At 60.7% G+C, this 22,922-nt stretch carries 28 protein-coding genes; 13 read left to right on the top strand and 15 right to left on the bottom strand.

What is annotated here, in order from left to right; translation table 11 throughout:
* Positions 1–105: 105 nt before the first annotated feature.
* Positions 106–1,806: a S41 family peptidase gene (locus O4G74_RS14515; RefSeq protein ID WP_269403283.1), complete on the top strand. Its 1,701-nt coding sequence runs from the start codon at positions 106–108 to the stop codon at positions 1,804–1,806.
* A 22-nt stretch (positions 1,807–1,828) separates the two neighbouring features.
* Here O4G74_RS14515 and O4G74_RS14510 read toward each other — a convergent pair whose 3' ends face one another.
* The 12 genes from O4G74_RS14510 to O4G74_RS14455 form a co-directional block, all read right to left on the bottom strand.
* On the bottom strand, positions 1,829–2,623 hold the full coding sequence (locus O4G74_RS14510; RefSeq protein ID WP_269403282.1) for a hypothetical protein: 795 nt from the start codon (positions 2,621–2,623) through the stop codon (positions 1,829–1,831).
* A 74-nt stretch (positions 2,624–2,697) separates the two neighbouring features.
* A complete protein-coding gene (locus tag O4G74_RS14505; RefSeq protein WP_269403281.1) occupies positions 2,698–4,116 on the bottom strand; it encodes a M20/M25/M40 family metallo-hydrolase in 1,419 nt (472 codons plus the stop codon).
* 98 nt (positions 4,117–4,214) lie between these two features.
* Positions 4,215–4,997, bottom strand: coding sequence for a DUF6090 family protein (locus tag O4G74_RS14500; RefSeq protein WP_269403280.1), 783 nt, complete (start codon positions 4,995–4,997; stop codon positions 4,215–4,217).
* Positions 4,994–5,770, bottom strand: coding sequence for a hypothetical protein (locus O4G74_RS14495; RefSeq protein ID WP_269403279.1), 777 nt, complete (start codon positions 5,768–5,770; stop codon positions 4,994–4,996). Before O4G74_RS14495 ends, O4G74_RS14500 begins: the two co-directional genes overlap by 4 nt.
* Complete coding sequence (locus tag O4G74_RS14490; RefSeq protein ID WP_269403278.1) at positions 5,767–6,519, bottom strand: hypothetical protein; 753 nt, start codon at positions 6,517–6,519, stop codon at positions 5,767–5,769. Before O4G74_RS14490 ends, O4G74_RS14495 begins: the two co-directional genes overlap by 4 nt.
* Positions 6,520–6,526: 7 nt before the next feature.
* A complete protein-coding gene (locus O4G74_RS14485; RefSeq protein WP_269403277.1) occupies positions 6,527–7,015 on the bottom strand; it encodes a hypothetical protein in 489 nt (162 codons plus the stop codon).
* Positions 7,012–7,503: a hypothetical protein gene (locus O4G74_RS14480; protein WP_269403276.1), complete on the bottom strand. Its 492-nt coding sequence runs from the start codon at positions 7,501–7,503 to the stop codon at positions 7,012–7,014. The genes O4G74_RS14485 and O4G74_RS14480 overlap by 4 nt, the downstream gene beginning before the upstream one ends.
* A 15-nt stretch (positions 7,504–7,518) precedes the next feature.
* Positions 7,519–8,136, bottom strand: a complete 618-nt coding sequence (locus O4G74_RS14475) for a sulfotransferase family protein (RefSeq protein WP_269403275.1) — start codon at positions 8,134–8,136, stop codon at positions 7,519–7,521.
* A gap of 119 nt (positions 8,137–8,255) precedes the next feature.
* The gene (locus O4G74_RS14470; RefSeq protein ID WP_269403274.1) at positions 8,256–8,843 is read right to left on the bottom strand and encodes a hypothetical protein; all 588 of its coding nucleotides are present in this window, start codon (positions 8,841–8,843) and stop codon (positions 8,256–8,258) included.
* Complete coding sequence (locus O4G74_RS14465) at positions 8,840–9,325, bottom strand: hypothetical protein (RefSeq protein WP_269403273.1); 486 nt, start codon at positions 9,323–9,325, stop codon at positions 8,840–8,842. Before O4G74_RS14465 ends, O4G74_RS14470 begins: the two co-directional genes overlap by 4 nt.
* Entirely contained in the window at positions 9,322–10,665 is a 1,344-nt protein-coding gene (locus O4G74_RS14460; RefSeq protein WP_269403272.1) for a dihydroorotase, read from the bottom strand. Before O4G74_RS14460 ends, O4G74_RS14465 begins: the two co-directional genes overlap by 4 nt.
* Before the next feature lie 319 nt (positions 10,666–10,984).
* Positions 10,985–11,437, bottom strand: coding sequence for a hypothetical protein (locus tag O4G74_RS14455; RefSeq protein ID WP_269403271.1), 453 nt, complete (start codon positions 11,435–11,437; stop codon positions 10,985–10,987).
* A gap of 168 nt (positions 11,438–11,605) precedes the next feature.
* On the opposite strand from O4G74_RS14455, the gene O4G74_RS14450 reads away from it, so the two are divergent.
* From O4G74_RS14450 to O4G74_RS14425, 6 genes are all read left to right on the top strand, one after another.
* Positions 11,606–12,154 (top strand): biotin transporter BioY, encoded by a 549-nt coding sequence (locus O4G74_RS14450; RefSeq protein ID WP_269403270.1) that lies wholly within the window; start codon positions 11,606–11,608, stop codon positions 12,152–12,154.
* A 97-nt stretch (positions 12,155–12,251) separates the two neighbouring features.
* Entirely contained in the window at positions 12,252–13,061 is an 810-nt protein-coding gene (locus tag O4G74_RS14445) for a YgfZ/GcvT domain-containing protein (protein ID WP_269403269.1), read from the top strand.
* A gap of 12 nt (positions 13,062–13,073) precedes the next feature.
* Positions 13,074–13,676, top strand: a complete 603-nt coding sequence (locus O4G74_RS14440) for a DNA-3-methyladenine glycosylase I (RefSeq protein ID WP_269403268.1) — start codon at positions 13,074–13,076, stop codon at positions 13,674–13,676.
* A complete protein-coding gene (locus O4G74_RS14435; protein WP_269403267.1) occupies positions 13,673–13,897 on the top strand; it encodes a hypothetical protein in 225 nt (74 codons plus the stop codon). The genes O4G74_RS14440 and O4G74_RS14435 overlap by 4 nt, the downstream gene beginning before the upstream one ends.
* An 86-nt stretch (positions 13,898–13,983) precedes the next feature.
* A complete protein-coding gene (locus O4G74_RS14430) occupies positions 13,984–15,102 on the top strand; it encodes a beta-ketoacyl-ACP synthase III (protein ID WP_269403266.1) in 1,119 nt (372 codons plus the stop codon).
* An 18-nt stretch (positions 15,103–15,120) separates the two neighbouring features.
* On the top strand, positions 15,121–15,984 hold the full coding sequence (locus O4G74_RS14425; RefSeq protein ID WP_269403265.1) for a pirin family protein: 864 nt from the start codon (positions 15,121–15,123) through the stop codon (positions 15,982–15,984).
* Here the strand turns inward: O4G74_RS14425 and O4G74_RS14420 are convergent.
* On the bottom strand, positions 15,981–16,124 hold the full coding sequence (locus O4G74_RS14420; protein WP_269403264.1) for a hypothetical protein: 144 nt from the start codon (positions 16,122–16,124) through the stop codon (positions 15,981–15,983). The two genes, O4G74_RS14425 and O4G74_RS14420, sit on opposite strands and share 4 nt — an antisense overlap.
* Positions 16,125–16,278: 154 nt before the next feature.
* On the opposite strand from O4G74_RS14420, the gene O4G74_RS14415 reads away from it, so the two are divergent.
* Both O4G74_RS14415 and O4G74_RS14410 read left to right on the top strand, forming a co-directional pair.
* Positions 16,279–16,905, top strand: coding sequence for an HD family hydrolase (locus O4G74_RS14415; protein WP_269403263.1), 627 nt, complete (start codon positions 16,279–16,281; stop codon positions 16,903–16,905).
* Positions 16,905–17,852 carry an NUDIX hydrolase gene (locus tag O4G74_RS14410; protein ID WP_269403262.1) on the top strand — a complete coding sequence of 316 codons (948 nt, stop codon included), beginning with the start codon at positions 16,905–16,907 and terminating at the stop codon, positions 17,850–17,852. Before O4G74_RS14415 ends, O4G74_RS14410 begins: the two co-directional genes overlap by 1 nt.
* A 3-nt stretch (positions 17,853–17,855) precedes the next feature.
* Here O4G74_RS14410 and O4G74_RS14405 read toward each other — a convergent pair whose 3' ends face one another.
* Entirely contained in the window at positions 17,856–18,569 is a 714-nt protein-coding gene (locus tag O4G74_RS14405) for a rhomboid family intramembrane serine protease (protein WP_269403261.1), read from the bottom strand.
* Positions 18,570–18,697: 128 nt separating this feature from the next.
* On the opposite strand from O4G74_RS14405, the gene O4G74_RS14400 reads away from it, so the two are divergent.
* Together O4G74_RS14400 and O4G74_RS14395 are read left to right on the top strand one after the other, a co-directional pair.
* Positions 18,698–19,879 carry an acyl-CoA dehydrogenase family protein gene (locus O4G74_RS14400; RefSeq protein WP_269403260.1) on the top strand — a complete coding sequence of 394 codons (1,182 nt, stop codon included), beginning with the start codon at positions 18,698–18,700 and terminating at the stop codon, positions 19,877–19,879.
* 145 nt (positions 19,880–20,024) lie between these two features.
* Entirely contained in the window at positions 20,025–20,465 is a 441-nt protein-coding gene (locus O4G74_RS14395) for a hypothetical protein (protein WP_269403259.1), read from the top strand.
* 83 nt (positions 20,466–20,548) lie between these two features.
* Here the strand turns inward: O4G74_RS14395 and O4G74_RS14390 are convergent, their stop codons facing one another.
* Entirely contained in the window at positions 20,549–21,247 is a 699-nt protein-coding gene (locus O4G74_RS14390) for an OmpW/AlkL family protein (protein WP_269403258.1), read from the bottom strand.
* 185 nt (positions 21,248–21,432) lie between these two features.
* Here O4G74_RS14390 and O4G74_RS14385 point away from each other — a divergent pair, with 185 nt between their 5' ends.
* On the top strand, positions 21,433–21,918 hold the full coding sequence (locus tag O4G74_RS14385; protein ID WP_269403257.1) for a transcriptional repressor: 486 nt from the start codon (positions 21,433–21,435) through the stop codon (positions 21,916–21,918).
* Between the two features lie 76 nt (positions 21,919–21,994).
* A complete protein-coding gene (locus O4G74_RS14380) occupies positions 21,995–22,918 on the top strand; it encodes a thioesterase family protein (RefSeq protein WP_269403256.1) in 924 nt (307 codons plus the stop codon).
* Positions 22,919–22,922 lie beyond the last annotated feature (4 nt).

The raw sequence follows: 22,922 nt of genomic DNA, 5'->3' as shown, positions 1-22,922 counted from the left end.
TCCAAGAAGTGTCAGCTTCCGGCTCGATGAGGTCTGTTCCTTCTCGGCAATGCGTGCCAGCATGCCTGCAGCTTATAGTTCAACAGCCGCGACAGGACCCGTCCCATGCGCCCAGCTTCTTCCAGCCACCTTTTCAAAATCCTGCTCGCATCTGCTGCGCTCGGCCTCGTTTCGGCCTGTGGCGGGGGTGGAGGTGGCGGTGGCGGAAGCGCTGCGGCTCCGAGCCCTCCGCCACCACCACCTCCGCCTCCGCCGCCGCCCCCACCTTCGGGCCCGTCCTATCAGGCAGGCGTCTACCCGGCCGCCAGCCAGTTCAAGAACCAGTGCGCCAATCCGCGTTCTGGGGTCGATATTGAGGGCAATCCGTTTCCCGATGAGGCAGGCCTGCTGGTCGAAGAACTGTTCTGGCTTCGCTCATGGACGGATGAGACCTATCTCTGGCGAAACGAAGTGCCCGATCTCAATCCCTACAATTACAATGACAGGGTAGCGTATTTCGACCTTCTGAAGACAAGCGAAGTCCTGCCATCCGGCACGCCGAAGGATGACTTTCACTTCAGTGAGCCGACGGCGGACTATCTCGCCTCACGCAATTCGGCGCCCACGCCCGGCTATGGCGTGAACTTCCGGGCCATATCGACGACCCCGCCGCGCGACTTCCGTGTCACCTATACAGAGCCAGGTTCACCGGCTGCACAGACCGTCAACGGACAACCAAACTTCGAGCGTGGGTCACGTATCCTTGAGATTGACGGCGTCGACTTCATCAACGTCAACACGCAGAGCGGTATCGATACGCTGAACAATGGCCTCTTCCCGACCACGGCGGGCGAGACGCATGAGTTTCGCCTGCGCGACCCGGACGGGACCGAACGCACCGTAAGCGTCGCCGCTGGGAGCATTACGAGACAGCCTGTCAACGAGACCACCGTCTTCAACACAGGCAGCGGCCAGGTTGGCTATATTCACTTCACGACGTTCAGCCCGTTCTCTTCGGAAGAGCAGATCGTCAGCGCCATGCAAGAAATGAGCAATGCTAGCGTCAGCGATCTTATCCTCGATCTTCGCTATAATGGCGGCGGCCTTCTCGCTGTGGCGAGCCAGGTTTCCTACATGATCGCGGGTCAGTCCCGCACGGCCAACCGGACCTTCGAACAGCTACGCTTCAATGACCGCGCGGGTAATCTGAACCCGGTTACGGGCCGGGTAAATGACCCGATCCCGTTCTACTCCACCGGACAGGGCTTCTCGGTAAACAATGGCCAGAACCTGCCTGCGCTTAATCTGAACCGGGTCTACATCCTCTCCACAGCGCGCACCTGCTCGGCCAGTGAAGCGGTGATCAATGGCCTTCGCGGCATTGATGTCGAAGTGGTCCTGATTGGTGACATCACCTGTGGCAAGCCGTTCGGCTTCTATCCGACCGACAATTGCGGCCGGACCTATTACACGATTCAGTTCCAGGGCGTGAACGAGAAGGGCTTTGGCGACTATGCAGACGGTTTCGTGCCGCAGAATGCCAACTTCCAGTTCGGCGTGCGCGCGCCGGGCTGTCAGGTTGCCGATGACCTCGTGGCCCCGCTCGGCACCACGGGTGATCCGCTCATCGCTGCGGCGCTCCAGTACAGGTCGAATGGCTCATGCCCGGCCCCGACAAGCTCCAGCAGCGCGTCGCGGGTTCAGCCATTCCGGTCGTCAGAAACTGCCCAGCCTTCGGGCACGGCGATCACGCTGCCGCGCCCCGATGTCATGGACACCAACCGGGACCTTTCCATGCCTGGCGAATATCGCGGACGCAGCAACTAGAAACGAAGCCGGCACCAGAGTCTCAAGCGCGGCCTAACACTCTCGTGCCGGCGTTCTCGCCCTGTAGCGTTTCGAGCCCGACCCGGATCGTGTCGGCGAGGCTATGGGCTGCGACCGTATGCCAATAGGCTGAAACTTCCCACGAATAGAACTCCATAAGGAAGGCATTCTCGCGGCATGCCACCTCCAGCGGTGCGATCAGCTTCGTATCGCGCCACATCGATCCTCCCTCGACCTCGCCACGCTCAAAAGCGGCAATTAAATCATCAGGGCTGGCGTAGCTGAGCTCTCCCGGCTCGGCGATATGGAGCGTGCTCAAAGGATCGCTCTCCAGCTCGTCGTTTATCTCGATGGAATAGCGCTGCATCTGATCGATATGGCTGATCACCTCCATCAGAGTCTCTCGCGTGGCGGCATCCTGATAGGGCAGGAACGCTTCGTTCGCGATCAGCTGATCGAGCGCATGGGTGTCGAGGATGAACTCAATTTCCCACTGGATCGGAGCGAGCGCCGCCTGGACGTTGGCCTCTGCCTCCGGACCCGTGCGGCAGGCCCGCAGATCTTCCAGTGCCTGCTGAACGACCGGCAGCCGCTCGCGGATCGCCTCCTGATCTGCCTCAATGCCTGCGAGATTGTTCTCAAGCTCAATGACAACCCGCCCGAATGCTTCGCTATAGAGTTCCCGGTCCTGGCGGTCCTCGTTCAGATTGCCCAGCCACAGGCCGAGATAGATACCCAGCACGATGAGAACGAATTCGATTGCGACAGCAATCCAGTTCTGCTCGGCAACATAGCGCGAAAGCCGTCGCAAGATCATGGCACCTGTCCCCCCAAGGCTTAACCTTAGCGGGACAGGCAAGAAAATCTACAGGGTCGGCAGGCGAGCCTGGCTCACCCTTCGTCCGGGCCAGCCAGCTCTTTCAGAATCACGTAAAAATGGTCGAGGCCATCATAGAAGCTGGAGACGAGAAGACGCTCGTTCAGGCCATGCGCGAACGTGTCATTCTGCTTGGCTGCCGCCCCGCCCACGCCATACGTGTCATAGCCAAGATTGCGATAATGCATCCCGTCCGTGCCGCCCGCCGACATGTGCGGGATGATGTCGACATCGGTGACGCCGCGCGCTTCCAGCGCTGTCTCAACCGCTGCCAGCACATCCTCGCGCATCCCGGACTCCGGGCTTTCGACGAGGTCGGAGATCAGTTCGAACTGCACGTCTTCATTGCCAACCACGTCCTTGAGCGTGGCTTCGGTCGCCTCGATGCCGACGCCCGGGAAGATGCGGCAGTTCACCGTTGCCGTTGCCGATTGCGGCAGGGCGTTCTCTGCATGGCCGGCGCGCAGCATGGTGGCGATACAGGTCGTGCCTATCTGGCCGACCGTCGCCGGATTGGCGCGCAGAGTTTCGATCGCGTCTTCGTCAGTTGGGTCGGCGGCAAAGGCACGCTGGGCATTGCCGAGACGATCAAGCCGCTTGCGGCCCGCAGCCTCAATTGAGGCGAGCGTCAGGTCATTGTACCGGACCGGAAATTTGTACGCCTCGATCTTCTTCAGCGCATCGGCAAGCTCATAAATCGCATTGTCAGCGCGCGGCGCAGACGAATGACCGCCCGGATTGGTGACCGTCAGCTCAAAGGTCGCATAGGTCTTCTCTGCGCCCTGAATGCCATAGTCGAGCGGCTCACCATTATCGTCGAGCCCAAGGCCGCCTGCATCAGCGTTAAGCACGAAAGCCGGATCGACTTCTTCTGCCACCCAGTTGGCCTGCGCCCGTGTAGACACCATGCCGGTTTCTTCATCGCCGGACAGCACCATGACAAGGTCGCGCGTCGGCTCGAAGCCTTCTTCCTTGAGACGGATGAATGTCGCGACGAGGCTCGTCACGCCATACTTGTTGTCGGCTGTGCCGCGGCCAAAGAAATAGCCTTCTTCCTCGATCAGCTTGTACGGCTCACGCACCCAGTCTTCAGCCAGCGCATCAACGACATCCATGTGCGCCAGTAGCGCGATCGGCTTGTCCTGCGGATCGGGCGAACGGTACCAGACGACCAGTCCCTGCGTCGCCTCGCCATCATTGTCGTAATCGGTGACTTCAATGTCCTCGTCCGTGAAGCCTGCCGCTTTCAGCTCACCCACTACATAATCGACAATCTCTGGCACATTCTCATGCCCGCGCGCCGAGCGCACTTCGACGACATTGCGATAGATTTCCCGCGCCTGCTGCTCGAAATCGGTACGCTCCTGCGCGAACGCAGCAGGTACAGCAGTGATCAGCGCTGCTGACAGCAGCAATGAAGGTCTGAAGGCCATGAAATTTCTCCCGGTTTCCGGCGTATGATTTGCGTTTGTGGCAAACCCTAACCCGCTTGCTGAAAATGTCAGGCAGGAAGTTTGCGGGCGTCCCCAATTTATGTTCCCCGACCGGCAATACTGCGGAGCTTGGCCACCATCGGCGCATTGACCGTTTCGAGATCGGTGATCGCCGTTTCGACATCTGCGAAGCGAATCTGCAGCGCCTCGATGAGATCCGGGTCAGCGCGCAGCAGGCCGGCAGCGCGCGCGATCTCGTCCTGCGGCAGATCCAGCGAACACGGATAGGCGAGCGAGCCGACAATCGCGTCATAGTCGCCGCTGGTGACGAAGCGGTCGCCGCACTGTCGCAACACTTCCGCCTGTACGCCCGCTGGCACCCGGCGGCGAAAAATCGTCCTCACCGGTGCGGTCCGCCCCTCTTGAGCAATGACATCGAGCAGGTCTGTGGTGAACAGGCTGATAGCTGTCGTGCGCAGCGTCTCATCCTCGATCAAGCCGATATCCCCCGTCGAGATCAACTCATCATAGGTCGCCCGGCCACGATCATTATATTTGTACTGCGTCGCCCGGTAGACATTGATCAGCAACTGATCGTCCGGCAGTGGCGCCGCGCCAGTCAGCGAATCGAGCGCGGCTCGTGCACTGCGCCGGACATCCTTGTTGTACTCCAGCAGATACTCATAGGCCCAGGCCTCATAGCGAAGATCGACGGTCAGCCGCTCACTGAACACTGCCGCGCGCTCATGACTCGCCTGGTCCTCATTCCAGTTGCCAAGCTGGATACCGAGGAACACACCAAGAACGACGATCAGCGTCTCGATGACAACGGTGAACCAGTCCTGCTTGCGGATGGAGGTGGCGAGGCGGCGTAGGATCATGGCGCGGCCCCATCATTGCGAAGCCCGTCAATGACGACCTCGAGGTTGGCGATATTTCCGTCAATATTATTACGCACGGTGGCAACCATCGAATATTGGTGGCGCAATGCTTCCCGAATTGACGGCGAAGATTTCAGCTCCAGCGCCGCTGCCTCGAGCAGGGCCTCATCCACATCTATACGACACACCGCCACAAAGCCGGTAATGGCGCCGGCTTCGCCTACCGTGTCACTACACCCTTCCCTGATCGCCAGCTGTAGGGGCAGCGGAATGAGTGCCCGGACTGCAAACCTGTAAGGCGTACCCTGCAGCAGGCTATTGGTCTCGTCGTTCAGATCCTGGAACTTGTAATACTCGGACAACCCATCCGCCACCTCCTGGCTTGGCAGCAGGCCGAGGTGCCCGGAAGAGACGATCTGATCCCACGTTGCCCGGTCGGTCGGGTTGTTGCTGAACTCGCTCGCCCGGTAAGCGGCGGCAACGAGGTCCTTCGAGTTTGCATCGGGGCTGGCCAACAGCCGATCGGCCTCCACGACACTGGCGAGCACCTGATCATAATAGGCGCGCAGGATCAGATTATCGGCCAGGTCCTGTTCAAGGTCGGCGACCAGACGAACTTCGTATTGGTCACCCAGCTCCCGGTCTGCCCGCGCGCCATTCCAGTTGCCAAGCTGGATACCGAGAAACACACCAAGCACAACGATCAGCGTCTCGATGAGGACGGTGAACCAGTCCTGCTTGCGGATGGAGGTGGCGAGGCGGCGGAGGATCATCGCGTGTCGTCCCATCCGCGCGTAACCAACTCTTCGGCGAGTGCCCTTTCGGCCTGCACCACGCGGGCGAGAACAGCCCCATTCCAGTGATAGAGATTGCGCGTCGCTTCACGCGTATTACCGACCGCCGCCTTGAACTCGAAATCCTGGCAGGCCGTGCCGACGTCGAACTGCAGATTCTCCCAGCTTTCCCAGCGCCCGGAATCGACCTCTTCCGGGCTGTCGAAATAATAGAAGCGGCGGGCGTAATTGGTCCAGGGTGTGGCGTGCTCGAGCCATTGCGGCTCGACGCGAAGCTGGCCATCGGATTCCTGGGACATCAAATTAATGGCCTCACGGACCTTGCGGTTTGAGATCACGTCGAATTGGCCGGACGCCCGCAACTGGTCGACGAGGTCTCGATCAACGACAGCAAAATTGTACTTCCCCAGCGAACCAAGCGCAGCCACCACGGCTGACCGGTCTGCTTCGGCAATTTCACATGACTTAAGGCTGGAGAGCAGCACACCTTCATTTTCGACCTGACCTGCCAGAAACGTGTTCGAATTCCGGATGGCCACAGCGCTTCGCTGCATGTCGTCATGCAGCCGAACCAGATACTGTCGTTCCATGGACCGTTCGATCCGCGCGTCGTTCCAGTTTGCGACCTGAATACCGAGAAAGACGCCAAGCACCACGATCAACGTCTCGATGAGGACCGTGAACCAGTCCTGCTTGCGGATGGACATGGCGAGGCGGCGGAGAATCATCGGACCGTCACTCCACTGCCTCGAGCCGGTCCCATAGGTCGACTTCCGGTGCGTCTTTCACCATGGCATCGACGACATCGACGAAGCCCGGATTGAAATAGGTCCGGCAGATATCCCACAGCGCACGGCCGCGGACAGTGCCAAGAACGAAGAAGATCACACCTCGATAAGTCTCCCAGGACTCCTTCGTGATCGCACCATTCTGATATTGCAGCCACTCATATTCGCGCGCCCGCATCTGACCGATCATCCAGAAGAAGAGCCGCGTCTTCTGCTCGAAGCTTGGCGTCTCGGCTTGAGAAAAGATGCGTCCGAGCTCAGGGAAGTCGACGAATTTGTAGACGCCGGTCTGGTCATAGGTGAGCTGCGCCTGTCGCGCCTCGGACCGCATCTGACGCGCGCCCTGATGCACCTGTATGGCAAGATAAATAAGCGTTGCGGCGACGACAACGACGCCGGCAATCTGTGCAATGAGAGCGGCCTGTTCGAGCGTCATGACGCCATCTCCAGCAGCGGGGCGGTCGGCCCGGCCTCGATCAATTCGTCAACCAGTTTACGGAAGCCTGGCGGGAAATGATGGCGCCGCGCCTTCCAGAATCCCTGATAATACTTCGATGCCAGGTGGTCGCGAAAATGGTTCTGCGTATGGTGCCAGAAATCCTCCTCGAAAACCTTTTTGCGCGCCTGGTAGTGCATGACCTGATAGCCGCGCGTCAGCATGGTGTAGAAGACGTTGAGCTTTGTCCGCTCAGCCGGCTCGAAGGTCTCCGGCCCCCTCTCCAGACCAAGCAGAAACAGGTCCACGAGACTGGCTTCCTCCAGGGTTTTCATATGATCCCGGAAGAAATCGTAATAGCTGACGGCTGTCGCGATACGTTGCTGGTTCGCCGAATGCCTCAGCTGGAATCCGACAAAAACAAGCGAGGCGATCACAGCAACCGAAGAGACGATTCCAGCAAGGAAATAGAGCTGTTCAAGCGTCATAGGCCGGCCCCACCCTTATTGTCCGCCGGAGACGAGATCCCAGAACTCGGCCCGATCATTCGTCCTCGGGAATGGGCCTTGCGGTACATCGGCGCCAAGAAAGCGACAGAGCGGTTCCCACCCCTGCTTAACTTCGAAGACAAGCAACTGCCCGGCGGGGATCGTCTGCTTGACGGCCTCATTATGCGCCGTGAACCGGGCCATGCGTTCGTCGTCTGACAGGCCGTCGGGGAAGCCGCTTCTTGCGATCACCCCATAGGCCATCTCCAGCCATGGCTTCATCGGCTCCGCCGCCATGCCGCGCTCTTCAAGAAGTTTTGCGATCGTCGCCCCGAAACTTGCCGCCCAGCTATCCGGGCTACGGGTCGAAAGGATGAATTTCGCGTCGGGATAGGCGGCGTACAACTCCTCGTAAAAACCGGCGATCGGCCAGTCTACGCCGCTATCGAACCCTTCGAATGTTTTCTCCCAGTCAGGCTGTCCTGCCAGCGCGTCATTCCACTGCGGCACACGTTTCTCCAGGTCGTTGAACACCGCCTCCATGTGGTAGCATGGCCCAAAGCCAAGCTGCTCAAGCGCCAGCTTAAGCGACATCGTCCCAGTCCGGCCGAGGCCAGTACCAATGATTTTCATGTCTGGTCCCACCCATATCGACGACTCGTCCATCAAGGCGGACTCGAAGTCATCAAGTGGATGCTAGCGCGAGAATTGAGGCAGGTCACCCCGGCGCGAAACAAACCGGCGAAACGATCTTAAGCGTTCCGCTGCGCAAGAGACCGGGCAAGGTTCCGGCGGGCCTGCGCGTCCCAGCGGCTCTGGCCCTCGCCGGTGAAATAGATGGCCGGGCGGTCAGCAAAGCTCTTCAGCACTTTCGCGCGTCCTGTCCGGAAATCCTCTTCCGGCACGAAGGCGTATTCCATTCGGACATTCACTTCATACTGATCGAAGACCGGTTCTGGCGCGCCTAGAATGGAGAGGTCAATATCCAGGAAAAGCGAGAGGTCTGCGCGGTTGTCATCGCTGAGACCTTCGGGCACTTCATGCTTTGCCGTCGCCCGGATGATCTCAGTCGCAAAGGCGAGGTCGTCGGCGCCAAGATGGGCGGCCCCTTCTTCTTCGAGCAGCTGCGCACTCAGCTCCTCATTGTCGGGCCGCGTCGGATCATAGATCGCATCATGCCAGTAAAGCGCCCAGAGCACGGGCTCAGGCCGGTGCCAGTGACCATCAAGGCTGTCGAAATGGCGCTTCAGCGCCTCGATATGGTCCCATGTGTGATAGTGGCGTTGCGGTTCGGCGTATCGGGCTTTCAGGCCCTCGATCAGTTCCGTCGGGATCATCATCGACGCTCTGGCGCAGCATCATAGCAGACACGGCAGTGCACACGGTTCGGCCCGGCGGCGCGTTCAAAATGTTCGCGGTCGATCGTCTCAAAACTGTATGACAATCCAGAAGTGTAAGGCGCACCATATAATGCGGCTAATTCCTCAACCGACTGCAAGCCGCAAGGGCCTTTCCTGTACCAGATGCCGTTGCCAAATGCCGACCCAAAGTAAAGCCCGGGGGGGACTTCTTCGGCTAGGTCACCTAGCACGCCCATCAAGGCCCACGTGGCGTTAACCTCGACGTCGCCAATGCTGCGGAAATTGGGATCCTCAATGACTTTGGCGTCGGGAAACAGATCGTGAAGTCGGTCATAGTCGAGGCTTTCAATCTTGTAATAGCAAACCTCTGACCAAGCTGGCGTGGTAGTAGCCGCTCCAACAACGGTGGCGACGATGATCCGAGCTACCCTTCCTGACCAGTGCCGCTTAACAGCTCTCAATTCTCTGCCGGCTCCAGCGTTTCGTTGAACTTCACCGGTTTGCCGCCGCCCTTCTGGGTGATCTCGCCGTCGCGCATGACGAACTGGCCGCGGATTATCGTCGCGACGGGCCAGCCAGTGGCCTCGAAGCCATCATAGGGCGTCCAGCCGCATTTGGCCTTGGTCCACTCTTCCGTGATCGTTTCCTTGCGCTTCAGGTCCACGACGGTGAAGTCGGCGTCATAGCCTTCAGCGATGCGGCCCTTGTTCGCGATGCCGAAGACGCGCTGCGGGCCAGCCGAGGTCAGCTCGACAAAGCGGCGCAGCGTCAGCTTCCCATTGTTCACATGGGTCAGCATGATCGGCACGAAGGTCTGCACCCCCGGTGTCCCCGACGGCGAGGCGGGATAAGGCCGCAGCTTCTCTTCACGCGCATGCGGGGCGTGATCGGTCGCGACCACGTCGACGATGCCTGCATTCAGCGCACGCCACAGCGCATCCTGATGGCGCTGTTCGCGGATGGGTGGGTTCTGCTGGGCGAACCCCTTGAGGCGCTCATAACATTCAGGCGCTGCCAGCGTCAGATGGTTCGGAAGTACTTCGACCGACGCCACATCCTTGGCATCGCGAAGCAGCTCCATCTCTTCAGCCGTGGAGATATGCAGCACATGGATGCGCTTGCCCGTCTTGCGGGCGAGGCGCAGCAGCCGCCGGGTGGAGCTCACAGCCGCCTCGACATCGCGCACCACAATATGGCTCTGCCAGTCGCCCTGCACGGCAAGCTTCTGCCGGTCTGCAAGCCTGTACTCATCCTCGGAGTGGAAGGCCGCCCGGCGCTTGATTGCGCGTAGCACCGCCTCGACGCCTTCATCATCATGCACCAGCAGGTCGCCAGTCGATGAGCCCATGAAAACCTTGACCCCGCAGCAGCCCTGCATGCGCTCCATCTCGCCGAGGAGACCGGTATTCTCATGCGTCGCGCCCGCATAGAAAGCATGGTCGACATCCATGCGGCCCTTCGCCCGGTTCAGCTTGTCGGTCAGCATCTCCGGGCTGGTCGTCGACGGGTTCGTGTTCGGCATTTCGAACACCGCCGTTACCCCGCCAAGCGCCGCAGAGCGCGCTTCGGTCTCAAGGTCTGCCTTGTATTCAAGGCCCGGCTCACGGAAGTGCACCTGGCTGTCAATTACACCAGGCAGGACGTGCAGGCCGGTGGCGTCATAGGTCTCGCCAGCCTGCGCGCTGTCAAACTTGCCAATGGCGACAATCTTGCCGCCGCGTACAGCCACATCGACATGGTCCTCCCCACCAGGAGAGACAACGGTGCCGTTTTTCAGGATCAGATCATAGGTCTCGGTCATGAGGGCGTTATGCGCCTCTTGGCCGCTTGAGTCACGAGGCCGGGTTCAGGCTGGGCGCCTGCCCTTACACGCCGCTCACTAAGAGCGGCTCCACCTACGCCCCAAAAGGCTCATCCTGAGCGAAGTCGAAGGACGAGCCTACGCACCCCCGATCGCGAAACCTTCCCCTCTCCCGGACGCGGGAGAGGGGTCAGGGGTGAGGGCGCCAATGTCGAAGACTTATTCGATCGTCACCACAGCCACAGAGGTCTCAGCCCTCATCCCCGGCCCTTCTCCCGCATTCGGGAGAAGGGAGCGCGGCCCGAGAGCCCAGCTCTTCCTACCCCGCCCGGCGCCCGAACCGGTCGACCAGTTCGTCGATCTGGTCGCCCGTCTCATCAAGGGTGAAGAAATAGCCGCGCCACGTGGCCGGATCTGGCGGGTTGAGGGTGTAGTTCTGCAGGTGCGGGACGCAGGCATCCGGCGACCAGAGCTCTACCGAGCGGGCAAAGCGGGTGCGCACATCCTGGTGCGCCCGCTGCATGTTCTGGGCGCGCAACAGCCAAGTCTCAGCGTCGCAGTCTTCGCTGATCCGGTCACAGTCATGCAGTTCTGCAAAGCCCGCGCGCAGCTCCGGGCGGAGCGCGTCGAGGTAGATCGTCGTGTCGCGGATCGCCCCCTGCAGCCGGTCGACGTCATTGTCGCAAGCCCCGCGCGTCTTGTAGCCCTGACAGCCAGACGCAAGGAGCACCAGCGCGAGCGGTAGGAGGACGGTTCTCGGCGTCGAAGGCATGGGCTCTCTCAGGCTCACCTGCTCCAAAGCGAATCGCCAGCAGGTCGAGATCCCACTCTTTGCTGCCCTGCCCCCGCTTGCAAGTCCCGGGGCCGCCTTGACCCCGCCGCCGCACCGGCGCACACCCGGCCCAACCAAAACATAGACAACAATGAGCGTGCCTCCCCCATGCAGACCACATCGATGACAGACCGCCTCGCCCCCACCCGCCAGATCGCCCTCCTCCTCGCCGGGGTAGGTGTCCTGACAGCATCTTCCTATGTCGCCGTGCCCATGGTGCCGGTGCCTGTCACGATGCAGACGCTGGCCGTGCTTCTGGTTGGCGCGCTGGCTGGGCCGCGCTTGGGTCTGGCGATGATCGTATCCTGGCTGGCGCTCGCCGCGTTTGGCCTGCCCGTGCTCTCTGGTGGCAAGGCCGGGCTGCTTGCCTTTACCGGCCCCACGGCCGGTTTCCTCCTCGCCTTCCCGGTTGCCGGTTATCTTGCAGGTGTCGCCGCGCGCACGATCGCGCGCGGTCATATCAGCCGCTTTGCAAGCTTTCTTGGCCTGCACGCCCTCATCCTTCTCGCAGGCTGGGCATGGCTCGCGACGCTGGTTGGCGTAGAGACGGCCTTCCTCGCAGGCGTCGCGCCATTCCTCGTTGGCGCGGTGATCAAATCGGCGCTCGCGGCCGCCATTATCGCAGCTATTCCGGGTCGCTACCGCCAGCGCGGCTAGAAAACACCGCCCATGCACCGCCAGTACACCGTCACTGCACCGTGCAAATGCGGGGACGGGGCTGGCGGATACGGTCGGAAACCCTAAATCTGCGGGCATGGACACAAAGATTCTTTCCGACAGATCCGTGCTCGTTCTGGACGGTCCCGACACGATCGCCCTGCTCGAACGCCTCGTCACGAACAACACCCATGACTGGGCGACGGGTGAGGCGCGCTATGGCGCGCTGCTGACGCCGCAGGGCAAGGTCATCGCCGATTTCATCGCCCACCGCACAGAGGCGGGCGCGCTGCTCGATGTCGCGACCCACGCAGTCGGCGACCTCTCCAAACGCCTGCAGATGTTCCGCCTGCGCGCCAAGGTCGACATCAATGTCGATGGCAAACAGGCCGTCGCCATTGGCGATGAAGGCACAGCCGACCCCCGCTCGCCAGAGCTTCCGAAACGATCTTTTGTCGAAGATGGCTCAGCGCCGCTCATCAGCGACGAGGACTGGGACGCGATCCGCATTCCGGCAGGCGTCGCCGAATGGGGCCGCGACTTTCAGGGCGGCGAAGTCTTCCCATGGGAAATCAACATGGACCGCCAGGGCGGCGTGGACCTCAAAAAAGGCTGCTTTGTCGGGCAGGAAGTCGTCTCCCGCATGCACAGGCGCGGCAAGCTGCGCAAGCGCACCATCATCGTGGAGGGCGAAAATCTCCAGAAAGGTCAAAGTCTTGAGGGTGAGACGCCCGTGGGTGAGATCAGCAGCGCGATCACTGGCAAAGCGCTCGCCACGGTTCGCGTTGACCGTCTCGCAAAGGCTGGCGATACACTGACCGTTGAGGGAAATCCGGTTAGTATCCTCGGTCCGGACTGGCTCAAGGACGAACTCGCCGCCGTTCTCGCCGAGAACGAGACCGACTAGGAGACGCGCAGCATGGGCATGAATCTCTCACCCGATGAGACCCTGCCCTGCCGCTGGGCCCCAGCCGAAGATGAGCTTTACCGCGCCTATCACGACCATGAATGGGGCGTGCCCGAGTATGACCCGCGCGCCCTCTGGGAGAAGTTGCAGCTCGATGGCATGCAGGCCGGGCTGTCCTGGGTCACCATCCTTCGAAAGCGCGACGCCATCCGCGAAGAGTTCGACAGCTTCATTCCCGAACAGATTGCCATGTGGGACCAGGAGCGGATCGAAAAAGCCCTGACCAATCCGGGCATTATCCGCAGCCCGACCAAGATCAAGGCGACGATCGGCAATGCCCGCGCCTTCCTTGATATGCAGGAAAAAGGCGAGGACTTTTCCAAATGGCTGTGGAGCTTTACGGGCGGCACACCTATCGTGAATCAGCTGCGCGACATCACAGAAGTGCCCGCTAAAACGCCGCTTTCAGAGGAAATCGCCAAGGCGCTGAAGGCGCGCGGATTCAAGTTCTGCGGGCCTGTTATCGTCTATGCCTTCATGCAGGCCGTAGGTATGGTCAATGACCATGAGACGCGCTGCCCGCGTCACGGCGAGATACAGGAGCTACACTCATGAAAACAAAGATTGGCGCGGCCTTCGTAGGTCTGTTGTTGCTGACGGGCTGCGAAAGCTTCAACGGCCCGTACCTCAACAATAGCGGCGCCTGCGATGAAATCGTCGATGCGCGCGAGCGTCTGGACTGTCTCGACCGCGCCGAACAGGCCGAAGACGATTGGCGAGAGGAGCGTCGCCGCGAGCGCGAAGACAAGGACCGCGAAGACGCCAGCGCACCTTAAAGGTCGACGCAGCCTTCAAGCCTGTCTAATTTCATTTGTAACCGAAGTCTGACGCACCGAGAGGCGTGCGCAAGGAGGGCTTTTCTATGACACCTGTTATCTCCGCGACCGGTCTCTGGACGCCGCCGCACACTGTTACCAATGCCGAACTGGTCGAAAGCTTCAATGCCTGGGCCGACCGTTGGAATGAGGCAAACAAGGCCGAGATTGAAGCAGGCACGCTGGAAGCCAAGACCCATTCGAATGTCGAATTCATCGAGAAGGCATCGGGCATCAAGTCGCGCTATGTCGTCGACAAGTCCGGCGTTGTGGACCCGGCTGTGATGCGTCCGATCATTCCGGAACGTCCGAACGAGGAGATCTCGATTCTCGCTGAGATCGCGGTGAAAGCGGCCAGGCAGGCGCTTGAGACCGCTGGCCGTGACCCGAAAGACGTAGACGCCGTGATCTGCGCTGCCTCCAACATGCAGCGCGCCTATCCGGCCATGGCGATTGAAGTGCAGGAAGCTCTGGGGATCGAGGGCTTTTCCTTCGACATGAATGTGGCCTGCTCATCGGCCACCTTCGGCATCCAGACTGCGGCGGACTTTGTCCGTTCTGGCAACGCGAAATCAGTTCTCATGGTCAATCCGGAGATCACGTCCGGGCACCTCAACTGGACCGACCGCGACAGCCATTTCATATTTGGCGATGTCGCAACGGCTGTTCTGGTCGAGGCAGATGATATTGCGCCGAAGCAGCACTGGAAAATTCTCGGCACCCAGCTGAAGACCAAATTCTCCAGCAATATCCGCAACAATTTCGGCTTCCTGAACCGGGCCGACCCGTCCGGCGAAGGCCAGGCAGACAAGCTGTTCATTCAGGAAGGCCGCAAGGTCTTCAAGGAAGTGGTGCCGATGGTTTCTGAAATGATCCTGTCAGAACTCACGCGCCTCGACCTTAAGTCGGACGAGCTGAAGCGGCTCTGGCTGCACCAGGCCAATGCGAACATGAACAGGCTCATCTCGACCAAGGTACTCGGACATGAGGCCAGTGAGGATGAAAGCCCGACCGTGCTCGACGAATATGCAAACACATCCTCGGCCGGCTCAATCATCGCTTTCCATAAGCATTCGGCCGACTTCAAATCCGGGGAAAAGGGCCTCATCTGCTCTTTCGGCGCGGGCTATTCGGCAGGCACAGTCTTTGTGGAAAAGGTCGCCTGACCGCCCTACATGCGGGCTATGACTGCACGCACGATCAAGGCGAAACACGCCGCCTACAGAGACGATATTTCCGACCTGATAACCCGCCGCCCGGTACCGAACCGGGGGCTGGACCAGGTCGACCCCTTCCTGTTCCTCAACCATCACGGGCCGCAGCTCTACAAGGCTGGCAATAACGGCCTGCCTTTTGGCCCGCACCCGCATCGCGGCTTTGAAACGGTCACCTTCATCCTGAAGGGGAGCCTCGCCCACATGGACACGGGCGGACATGAAAGCGTGATCCATGCTGGCGGGGTGCAGTGGATGACCGCAGGCTCCGGCCTCATCCACGCAGAGCTGTCGCCGCCGGAATTCAAGCGCGACGGCGGAGACATGGAAATCCTGCAGCTCTGGGTGAATCTGCCTCCAGAGCTGAAGATGACGACGCCGCGCTATACAGGCCTTCAGTCACAGGACATTCCGTCGATTGAAGCAGATGGCGGCGCGACACTGCACCTTGTCTCAGGTGAATTCGATGGCAAGAGCGGCCCGGTCGATTCGCTGACCGGCGTAATGATGTCGATGGTGGACCTGCCGTCTGGAGCGAAGATCACCCTGCCCGCGCCAAAGGGCCGGAACGTCTTTTTCTATGTTGTGAGAGGCGCAGTCTCGCTCGGGCAAGAAAATGCGGAAAAGTTCGAACTGGTTGAGTTAACTGACGATGGCGACGCGATTGAAGTGAGTGCGCCAGATGGCGGCTACCTTCTTTACGGTCATGCAGACCCGATCGGGGCCCCTGTCGTCGCACACGGACCGTTCGTCATGAATACCGAAGCTGAAATCAGGCGGGCGATCGTCGACTATCAGGCTGGCAAGTTTAACCGCGAGCCGGTCAACACCTAGTCCTCGTCGTCGCCGAGGTCACTCCAGAGAATGGACTTGCAGCTGCGGGCGGCCTCGACCGTTATGATCAGTGCCGCCCCAGCCAGTACCCACCACGGTGCGAGCGCGTTCTCCGCCGCATGCATCACCATATCCACCATAATCACTCCGCCTCGGCTTTGCCGTTGTCTTTGAGTGTGTTTATGCCGGAGAGGCCTTAACGAGGTCTCACCAGTTCGCGGCAAGAACGGGGCAGTTCGTAAGCGAAATGAGGCGTTTTCTTTACCCCTTCAGGCAGATGTATACATAGACCTCATGAGCTCCCGCCCTTCAACGAAACCAAGAAAAGCTCCAGAGCGAGTCTGGCAACGCATGCTGTCGGGCCGGCGGCTTGACCTGCTTGATCCCTCCCCTGTCGACATCGAAGTCGATGACATTGCGCATGGCCTCGCAAGGGTTGCGCGCTGGAACGGCCAGACGCTGGGTGACCATGCTTTTTCCGTCGCCGAACACAGCGTTATCGTCGAACAGATCTGCGGTCAGCTGGAGCCTGCGCTGCCCGCCGCTGACCGTCTGATGGCGCTGCACCATGACGCCGCCGAATATGTGATCGGGGACATGATCTCGCCCTTCAAGACAGTGCTTGGCGATGGCTACAAGGACATTGAGAACCGTCTGACAGAGGCCATCCATGTGCGCTTTGGCTTGCCAGCCCGCTTGCCTGCCAAGCTGAAAAAACTGATTAAGCGTGCTGACCATATCTGCGCCTGGTTCGAGGCGACGCAGCTTGCTGGCTTCTCGACCGATGAGGCAGACAAATTCTTCGGCACCCCACCGGAAGGCATTGCGCTGACCTTGCAGCCATGTGCACCGACAAAGGCGCAGGCCGCTTTCGTCGCCCGCCATGAGACCCTGCTGGATGAGATGGAGCGCGCAGCCTGATGGCGATCCCGCTGATCATCGGTCTTTCCGTCGTAATCGTCGCCTGCGACGGCGACACGCCGCGCGTCCTCGTTACCCGCCGCGATGGCGGACTTGGCGGCCTGCCCTTCGGTACGTTCGACCCGGGCGGCCACCGCACCTTCGAGATCGCCCTCCGCGGCTGGGTCCGTGAACAGACGGGCTTCGATCTTGGCTATGTCGAGCAGCTTTACACCTTCGGGGACCGCGACCGCGAAACACCAGAGGCGACGCTGGCCGATGCCCCTGCAGATGCCCGCGTCGTCTCCGTGGGCTACCTCGCACTGACACCCGATCAACAGCGCCTGCCCGACCGGCTCGAAGCGCAATGGCGCGGCTGGTACAGCCATTTCCCCTGGGAAGACCACCGCACCGGCCGCCCAGACCTTATCGATCGGGAGATCGCGCCGCGCCTTGCGACCTGGGCCGCAGGTTCCGATACGCGGCGCACCCGCATCGATCTCGCCTTTGGCCTGAATGGGCAGGACTGGAGCGAAGACCGCGTGCTTGAGCGCTATGAGTTGCTCTACGAAGCTGGTCTCGTGATCGAATGTGCCCGCGATGCCGACCTGCCGCTGCCTGATGTTCGCCTTGGCGAACCGATGGCGTCAGACCACCGCCGCATCCTGGCGACCGCCATGGAACGCCTGCGCGGCAAGATCCGCTACCGGCCAGTCGTCTTCGAACTCATGCCGGACCGCTTCACCCTGTCAGACCTGCAAACCGCCTGCGAAGGCATCCTCGGCCTTTCACTACACAAGCAGAATTTCCGCCGCGCGCTGGATCGCACAGGGCTGGTTTGTGGCACGGGGGAGATGAAGGCCGGCACTGGCGGGCGCCCGGCAGAGCTTTACCGCTTCATGCGTGAACGCGTGAGGAAGAGCGCAGCCATCGGGATCGCCGCCCCGGCGCTGCGCCGTGAGCCCTAGAGACTAGAGACGCTTCACCAGCCGCCAGAGGCGCGTGTTGAACACAGCCAGCATGAGTGGGAACAATACGAACCCGCCTGCAACCCCGCCGATATGAGCTGCCCAGGCAAGTCTGATCCCGATAATCGAGGCCATGAACTCACCGACCACGGCGATGACCAGGTTGATGATGATCCAGGGAATGGAGATGCGGACGGCGCCTTTCAGGCCGCCACGCAGCCAGCCGACCGCCGGCAGGAAACCCGAAAGGGCGGACGACGCGCCAATGGCCAGTTCCGACTGTCCTGTGAACTCACTCCAGCCGATCTGAAAGAGTGCACCGGAGATGGCGGCGCCAGCAAAGAAAAGCAGGAAGGCAAAGGCCCCCTTGCGGTCGATGCCGAGCGCAATCGCGACCGGCGGACCAAAAGCGACCAGCGCCATCATGTTCATCGCAAGGTGGAAGATTCCGCCATGCAGGAAGACGTGCAGGATGAGCGGCGCAAGATCGCCGAGAGGGCGGTAAACGCCGTCAAACTCGGGACCACCCGCAATCGCACCTGCATCGAACATCCAGGCGGCGACCCAGCGATCAAGGAAAAGCTGCGACTGCGACAGAAGCTGAACAGACGATGCGATCGTGATCGCAGCCGTCAGCATCAGGACGACGGGCGGCAGCCTGTTGAAAAGCGGCTCCGGACGGCCGCTCAGCATCTCGGGGGAGGTATGATATCGCACAGTGACATCTAAGACACACAATACGGCGCGGTAAAGGCAGCGGGGTGTTACAGTGTCTTCACTTTCTGCCAAAACCTGCCCCGGCGTCACGAATTGATTTCGCTGCGTGTCTCGACACCATCGCGCGCATGGCAAAAGCACAAGAAATCACCTTCGACAGTCTTCGTCCCCCAGCCCCCTGGATGGACGAGACCCATTCGATCTGGCGCAAGTCCGTTCGCGCCTTCGTCGACAAGGAACTGGTCCCTCACATCGAGGAATGGGAGGCGGCCGGAGAAATCCCCCGCGACATCTATCCGAAAGCGGCGGAAGCCGGCCTCATCGGTATGGGATATCCCGAAGAATATGGCGGCGCGGGCACCGACTTTGACCGCTTCCATGGAACGGTCACGTCTGAGGAACTGGCCCGCATGGCCGCGGGCGGTGTCTCTTCTGCGCTGATGATCCACGGTATCGGCCTGCCTCCGGTCATGGTGGGCGGCAGCGAGGATATGAAGCGCGAAATCGCGCCGCAGGTCCTTTCAGGCAAGAAGCAGATCAGCCTCGGCATCACAGAACCAGGCGGCGGATCAGATGTCGCGCAGCTGAAGACCAACGCCAAACGCTCCGGCAATGGCTGGGTGGTGAACGGGTCGAAGACCTACATCACGGGCGGGTGCACCTCGAAATGGCTGACGACCGCCGTTCGCACAGGCGGCGAAGGCATGGGCGGCATCTCGCTCATGCTGATCGATCTCGAAGCCGAAGGTGTCTCGCGCACCGCCCTGCCCAAGATGGGCTGGTGGGCATCGGACACGGCCACCATCCACTTTGACGATGTCTTCGTGCCGCCTGAAAACCTGATCGGCGAAGTCGACCGCGGCTTTGTCAGCATCATGGCGAACTTCAATGGCGAACGTCTTGGCATGGCCGCGCAGGCCGCCGCCTGTGCCCGTGTCTGTATCGAGGACGCCGCCGCCTGGGCCCAGCAGCGCCAGACATTCGGCAAGCGCCTCGCCGATCACCAGGTCATCCGCCACAAGATCGCGGCCATGTGCCAGAAGGTCTGGGCGACGACGGCCATGCTCGATCAGCTGACCTGGCGGGTCCAGAACGGCGAACAACCGATCGCAGAGCTTGCCATGCTGAAGGTGCAGGCGACCGAGACAATGGAGTTCTGCGCGCGAGAAGCGATGCAGATCCTTGGCGGCGCTGGCTTTATCCGGGGGCACCGGGTGGAGCGCATCTACCGCGAGGTTCGTGTCATGGCGATTGGCGGCGGCTCTGAAGAGATCATGCGCGACCTCGCCTCACGCCAGCTTGGTCTCTAGCGACGGAAATATGATTGAGAAGCAGGGACCGCGTCCAACAAGGCGCGGAACCCTGCTTTCTGTCCTTTCGTTAAGTCTTCTGAAGCGGCGCGGGTTTCATCCCGCGAGAAAGCCTGCTGCGCAGGCGAAACCCAGGAGTACAATAATGAAAAAGACCATCCTCGCCTCATGCCTGATTGGCGCATCTCTTATCCTACCGGCCTGTGGCACAAGCGATGGGGATAAGGCTGAAATGTTCAATCAGTGCCGTATTGTTCTCGGTGATCGCTCGCTCAGCCCGAACTTGCGCGAAGCAGATACGACACCGGATGCAGCCTGCACCTGTCTTGAAGCGACGCTGGATGATGGCGGTGATGAGCGCGAGATGATCGCGACCTTCTTCGAGCGGGTTTCAACGCGTATGTCGTCGGCCGATGAAAGCGCCAAGGAAGCGACGGACAAGCTCGTCTCGGGCGCGTTGCTGCCTGAGGACGCAGGCTCGGATGAGGGGCAGACCTTTGCCGACAATCTATCGACCTTCAACCGCGTCGTGAATGGCATGCTTGAAGGCATGCGCGAAAATGGCGGCGCGTGCCCGGCTATCTAGTCACCCAAGTACAAGAAGGCCCTCCGCGCGGTGCGGAGGGCCTTTCAGTTTTCCTGGATGTTCGGGAGGTGCCTCGGGCGCAGCTAGAAGCGATAGCCGAGACCCAACCCCACAATGACCGGATTGATTTCGACGTCAGCATTGACGTTGACCGGCGCGGTGCCAAGTGCAGGGCCGAGCGCGCTGGTGAGGTGCACCTTCACATCCGGCTCAATCCAGACCTTCTTGATATCCGCATTCAAGGCACAGCCGCCCTCGACGCCGTCGAGGTCATAGTCGAAGCCTGCCTGCAGCGCGAAACCGACAGTCGGATCGTAATCAATCGCATCCGCCACCGGGCCCTCGTCTTCATTGAAGAAGAAGGTCGCGTTCACCCCCGCCCCGACATATGGCTTGAAGGCGGACCCGGTATCGAAGTGATACTGCAGGGTCAGCGTCGGTGGCAGCAGCCAGACATCGCCAAGATCGACCGTCGCACTCGTCATCACGCCAGGAATGGTGACATTCGTCGCCTTCACATCGTGAGGTGTCACACCAAGGATCAGCTCTGCAGCGATGTGGTCGGTGAAGAAGTAAGTGATATCAAGCTCTGGCACGTACTGGTCGCCAATATCGACCGTGCCTGGCAGGCGCGTATTGCCGACGCTAAGCTCGCCGCTCTCATCGGGCAGAACGCCCAGAACGCGGCCGCGCACCATCCAGTCGCCTGGTTCGGCAAAGGCTGGCGCCGTGGAAACAAGTGCTGTCGTTGCAGCGAGCCCGGCAAGGAAATGAAGTTTCATGAGACCCTCCTCATTGATGATGAGGCGAGCTAAACACCCGTCAGAGAACCGAATATTGGCCTCTCTGTCGCGCGCCCGCATACCGCGCGTCACAAGCGCCCAACTACGCATCTCACCTTATGGACGAACGGACAGACAGCGTTTCTGACTGGAAATTCCGCCCGAAACATCCGACATTCATATCCATGGCCCACGCCGATACCCATCCACACGTTCACGCGAACACGCCCTGCAGTCCTCAGGATGTGGAGACCTTCCTTGCCGAGGCCGAAGCGCTTGCGGCAAAACGCGGCCAGCGCCTGACGAAGATCCGCCGCAAGGTATTGCGCCTCCTGCTGGAGAGCGATGAGCCGTCAAAGGCCTATGACCTTCTTGCCAATCTGGACGGCGAAGGAGCCGCCAAACCCCCAACAGTCTATCGCGCGCTCGACTTCCTTCAAGAACAGGGCCTCGCCCACAAGATCGAGAGCCTTAATGCCTATGTCGCGTGTGGTCATACCGGTCACAAACACTCAGCGGTGTTCCTGATCTGCGAGAAATGCGGCGCTGCCGAAGAGCTCCATGCCGTTGCGACCAATGACGCCCTGAAAGCCGAGACAGCGGCGGCTGGTTTCAAGGTTCGGCAGGCCGTTATTGAAGCCCGCGGTGTCTGCCGCGATTGCACAGTCTGACGACAGGTTGCCCCCCGCGCCGAGCGCGGCTACTTCTGCCCGGAAAGATAGTGCCAAGCCAGCCGGAGGAACCAGCTTGATCGACCTTTGGAAGGGAAGCGCGAATACCTGGGACTGTGATGAGATGGGGCATATGAATGTCCGCATCTATCTGGAAAAGGCGTTTGAAGGGCTCGGCACGCTGGCTGCGCATTGTCATATGAGCCATGTTTACCAGACCGGCTCGCCGTCGACCCTGATCCCACTTGAACAGCATATCCGCTTCATGCGCGAGGTTCATCCCGGCCGCCCGCTTCGTATGCGCGGCTGCGTGCTTGAGATCGATGAGACGCGGGTTACCGTCTATCAGGAACTGCTTCACAGCGATGGCACGCCGGCTGCCGCATTCCGCACCAAGCTTATCCATGCGTCTGCCGACGATATGCGCCCGTTCCCGTGGAGCGACCGCACCCACAAGGCGCTGACAGAGCTGATCGAAGAGCCCCCGGCAGCCACAGCGCCGCGCGGCATCGACCTCAGCGTTGAGCCCTTACCGAACGAAGAGGTGACACTTGGCTTTGCTGAAGGTCAGGGCGTCGAGCTGATTGGCCAGGGCATGGTCGATGCGAAAGATTGCGACGTGTTTGGCCGCATGAAGCCGCACTGCTTTATCGGCCGGGTCTCTGATTCGGTGCCGAACCTGCTTTATGACTGGCGCGAACGGGTCGCCAGCGCCGTTGAAGGCAGCCATATGGGCGCCGCTGTGCTGGAGAACCGGATCATCTACCGAGGCTGGCCAAAGGCTGGCGATCTCTTCCAGATCCGGACTGCACTGTCACGGGCCGAAGAAAAGGTCCACGCCCTCACCCACTGGATGCTGGACCCGGTCACCGGGCAGCCATGGATGACGTGCGAGGCAGTGGCCGTTACCTTCGATCAGATCACGCGCAAGGCGATGGCAACGCCGCCGGCGCTGATCGATGAGCTCGCCGAAATCGCCCCCGGCGACCTCACGCTCTAGCCGG

Source organism: Henriciella marina (genome assembly GCF_027213945.1).
Classification (GTDB): Bacteria; Pseudomonadota; Alphaproteobacteria; order Caulobacterales; family Hyphomonadaceae; genus Henriciella; species Henriciella marina_A.
Note: the sequence above shows the minus strand (reverse complement) of the source record. Positions and strands in the feature narration are given on the sequence as shown.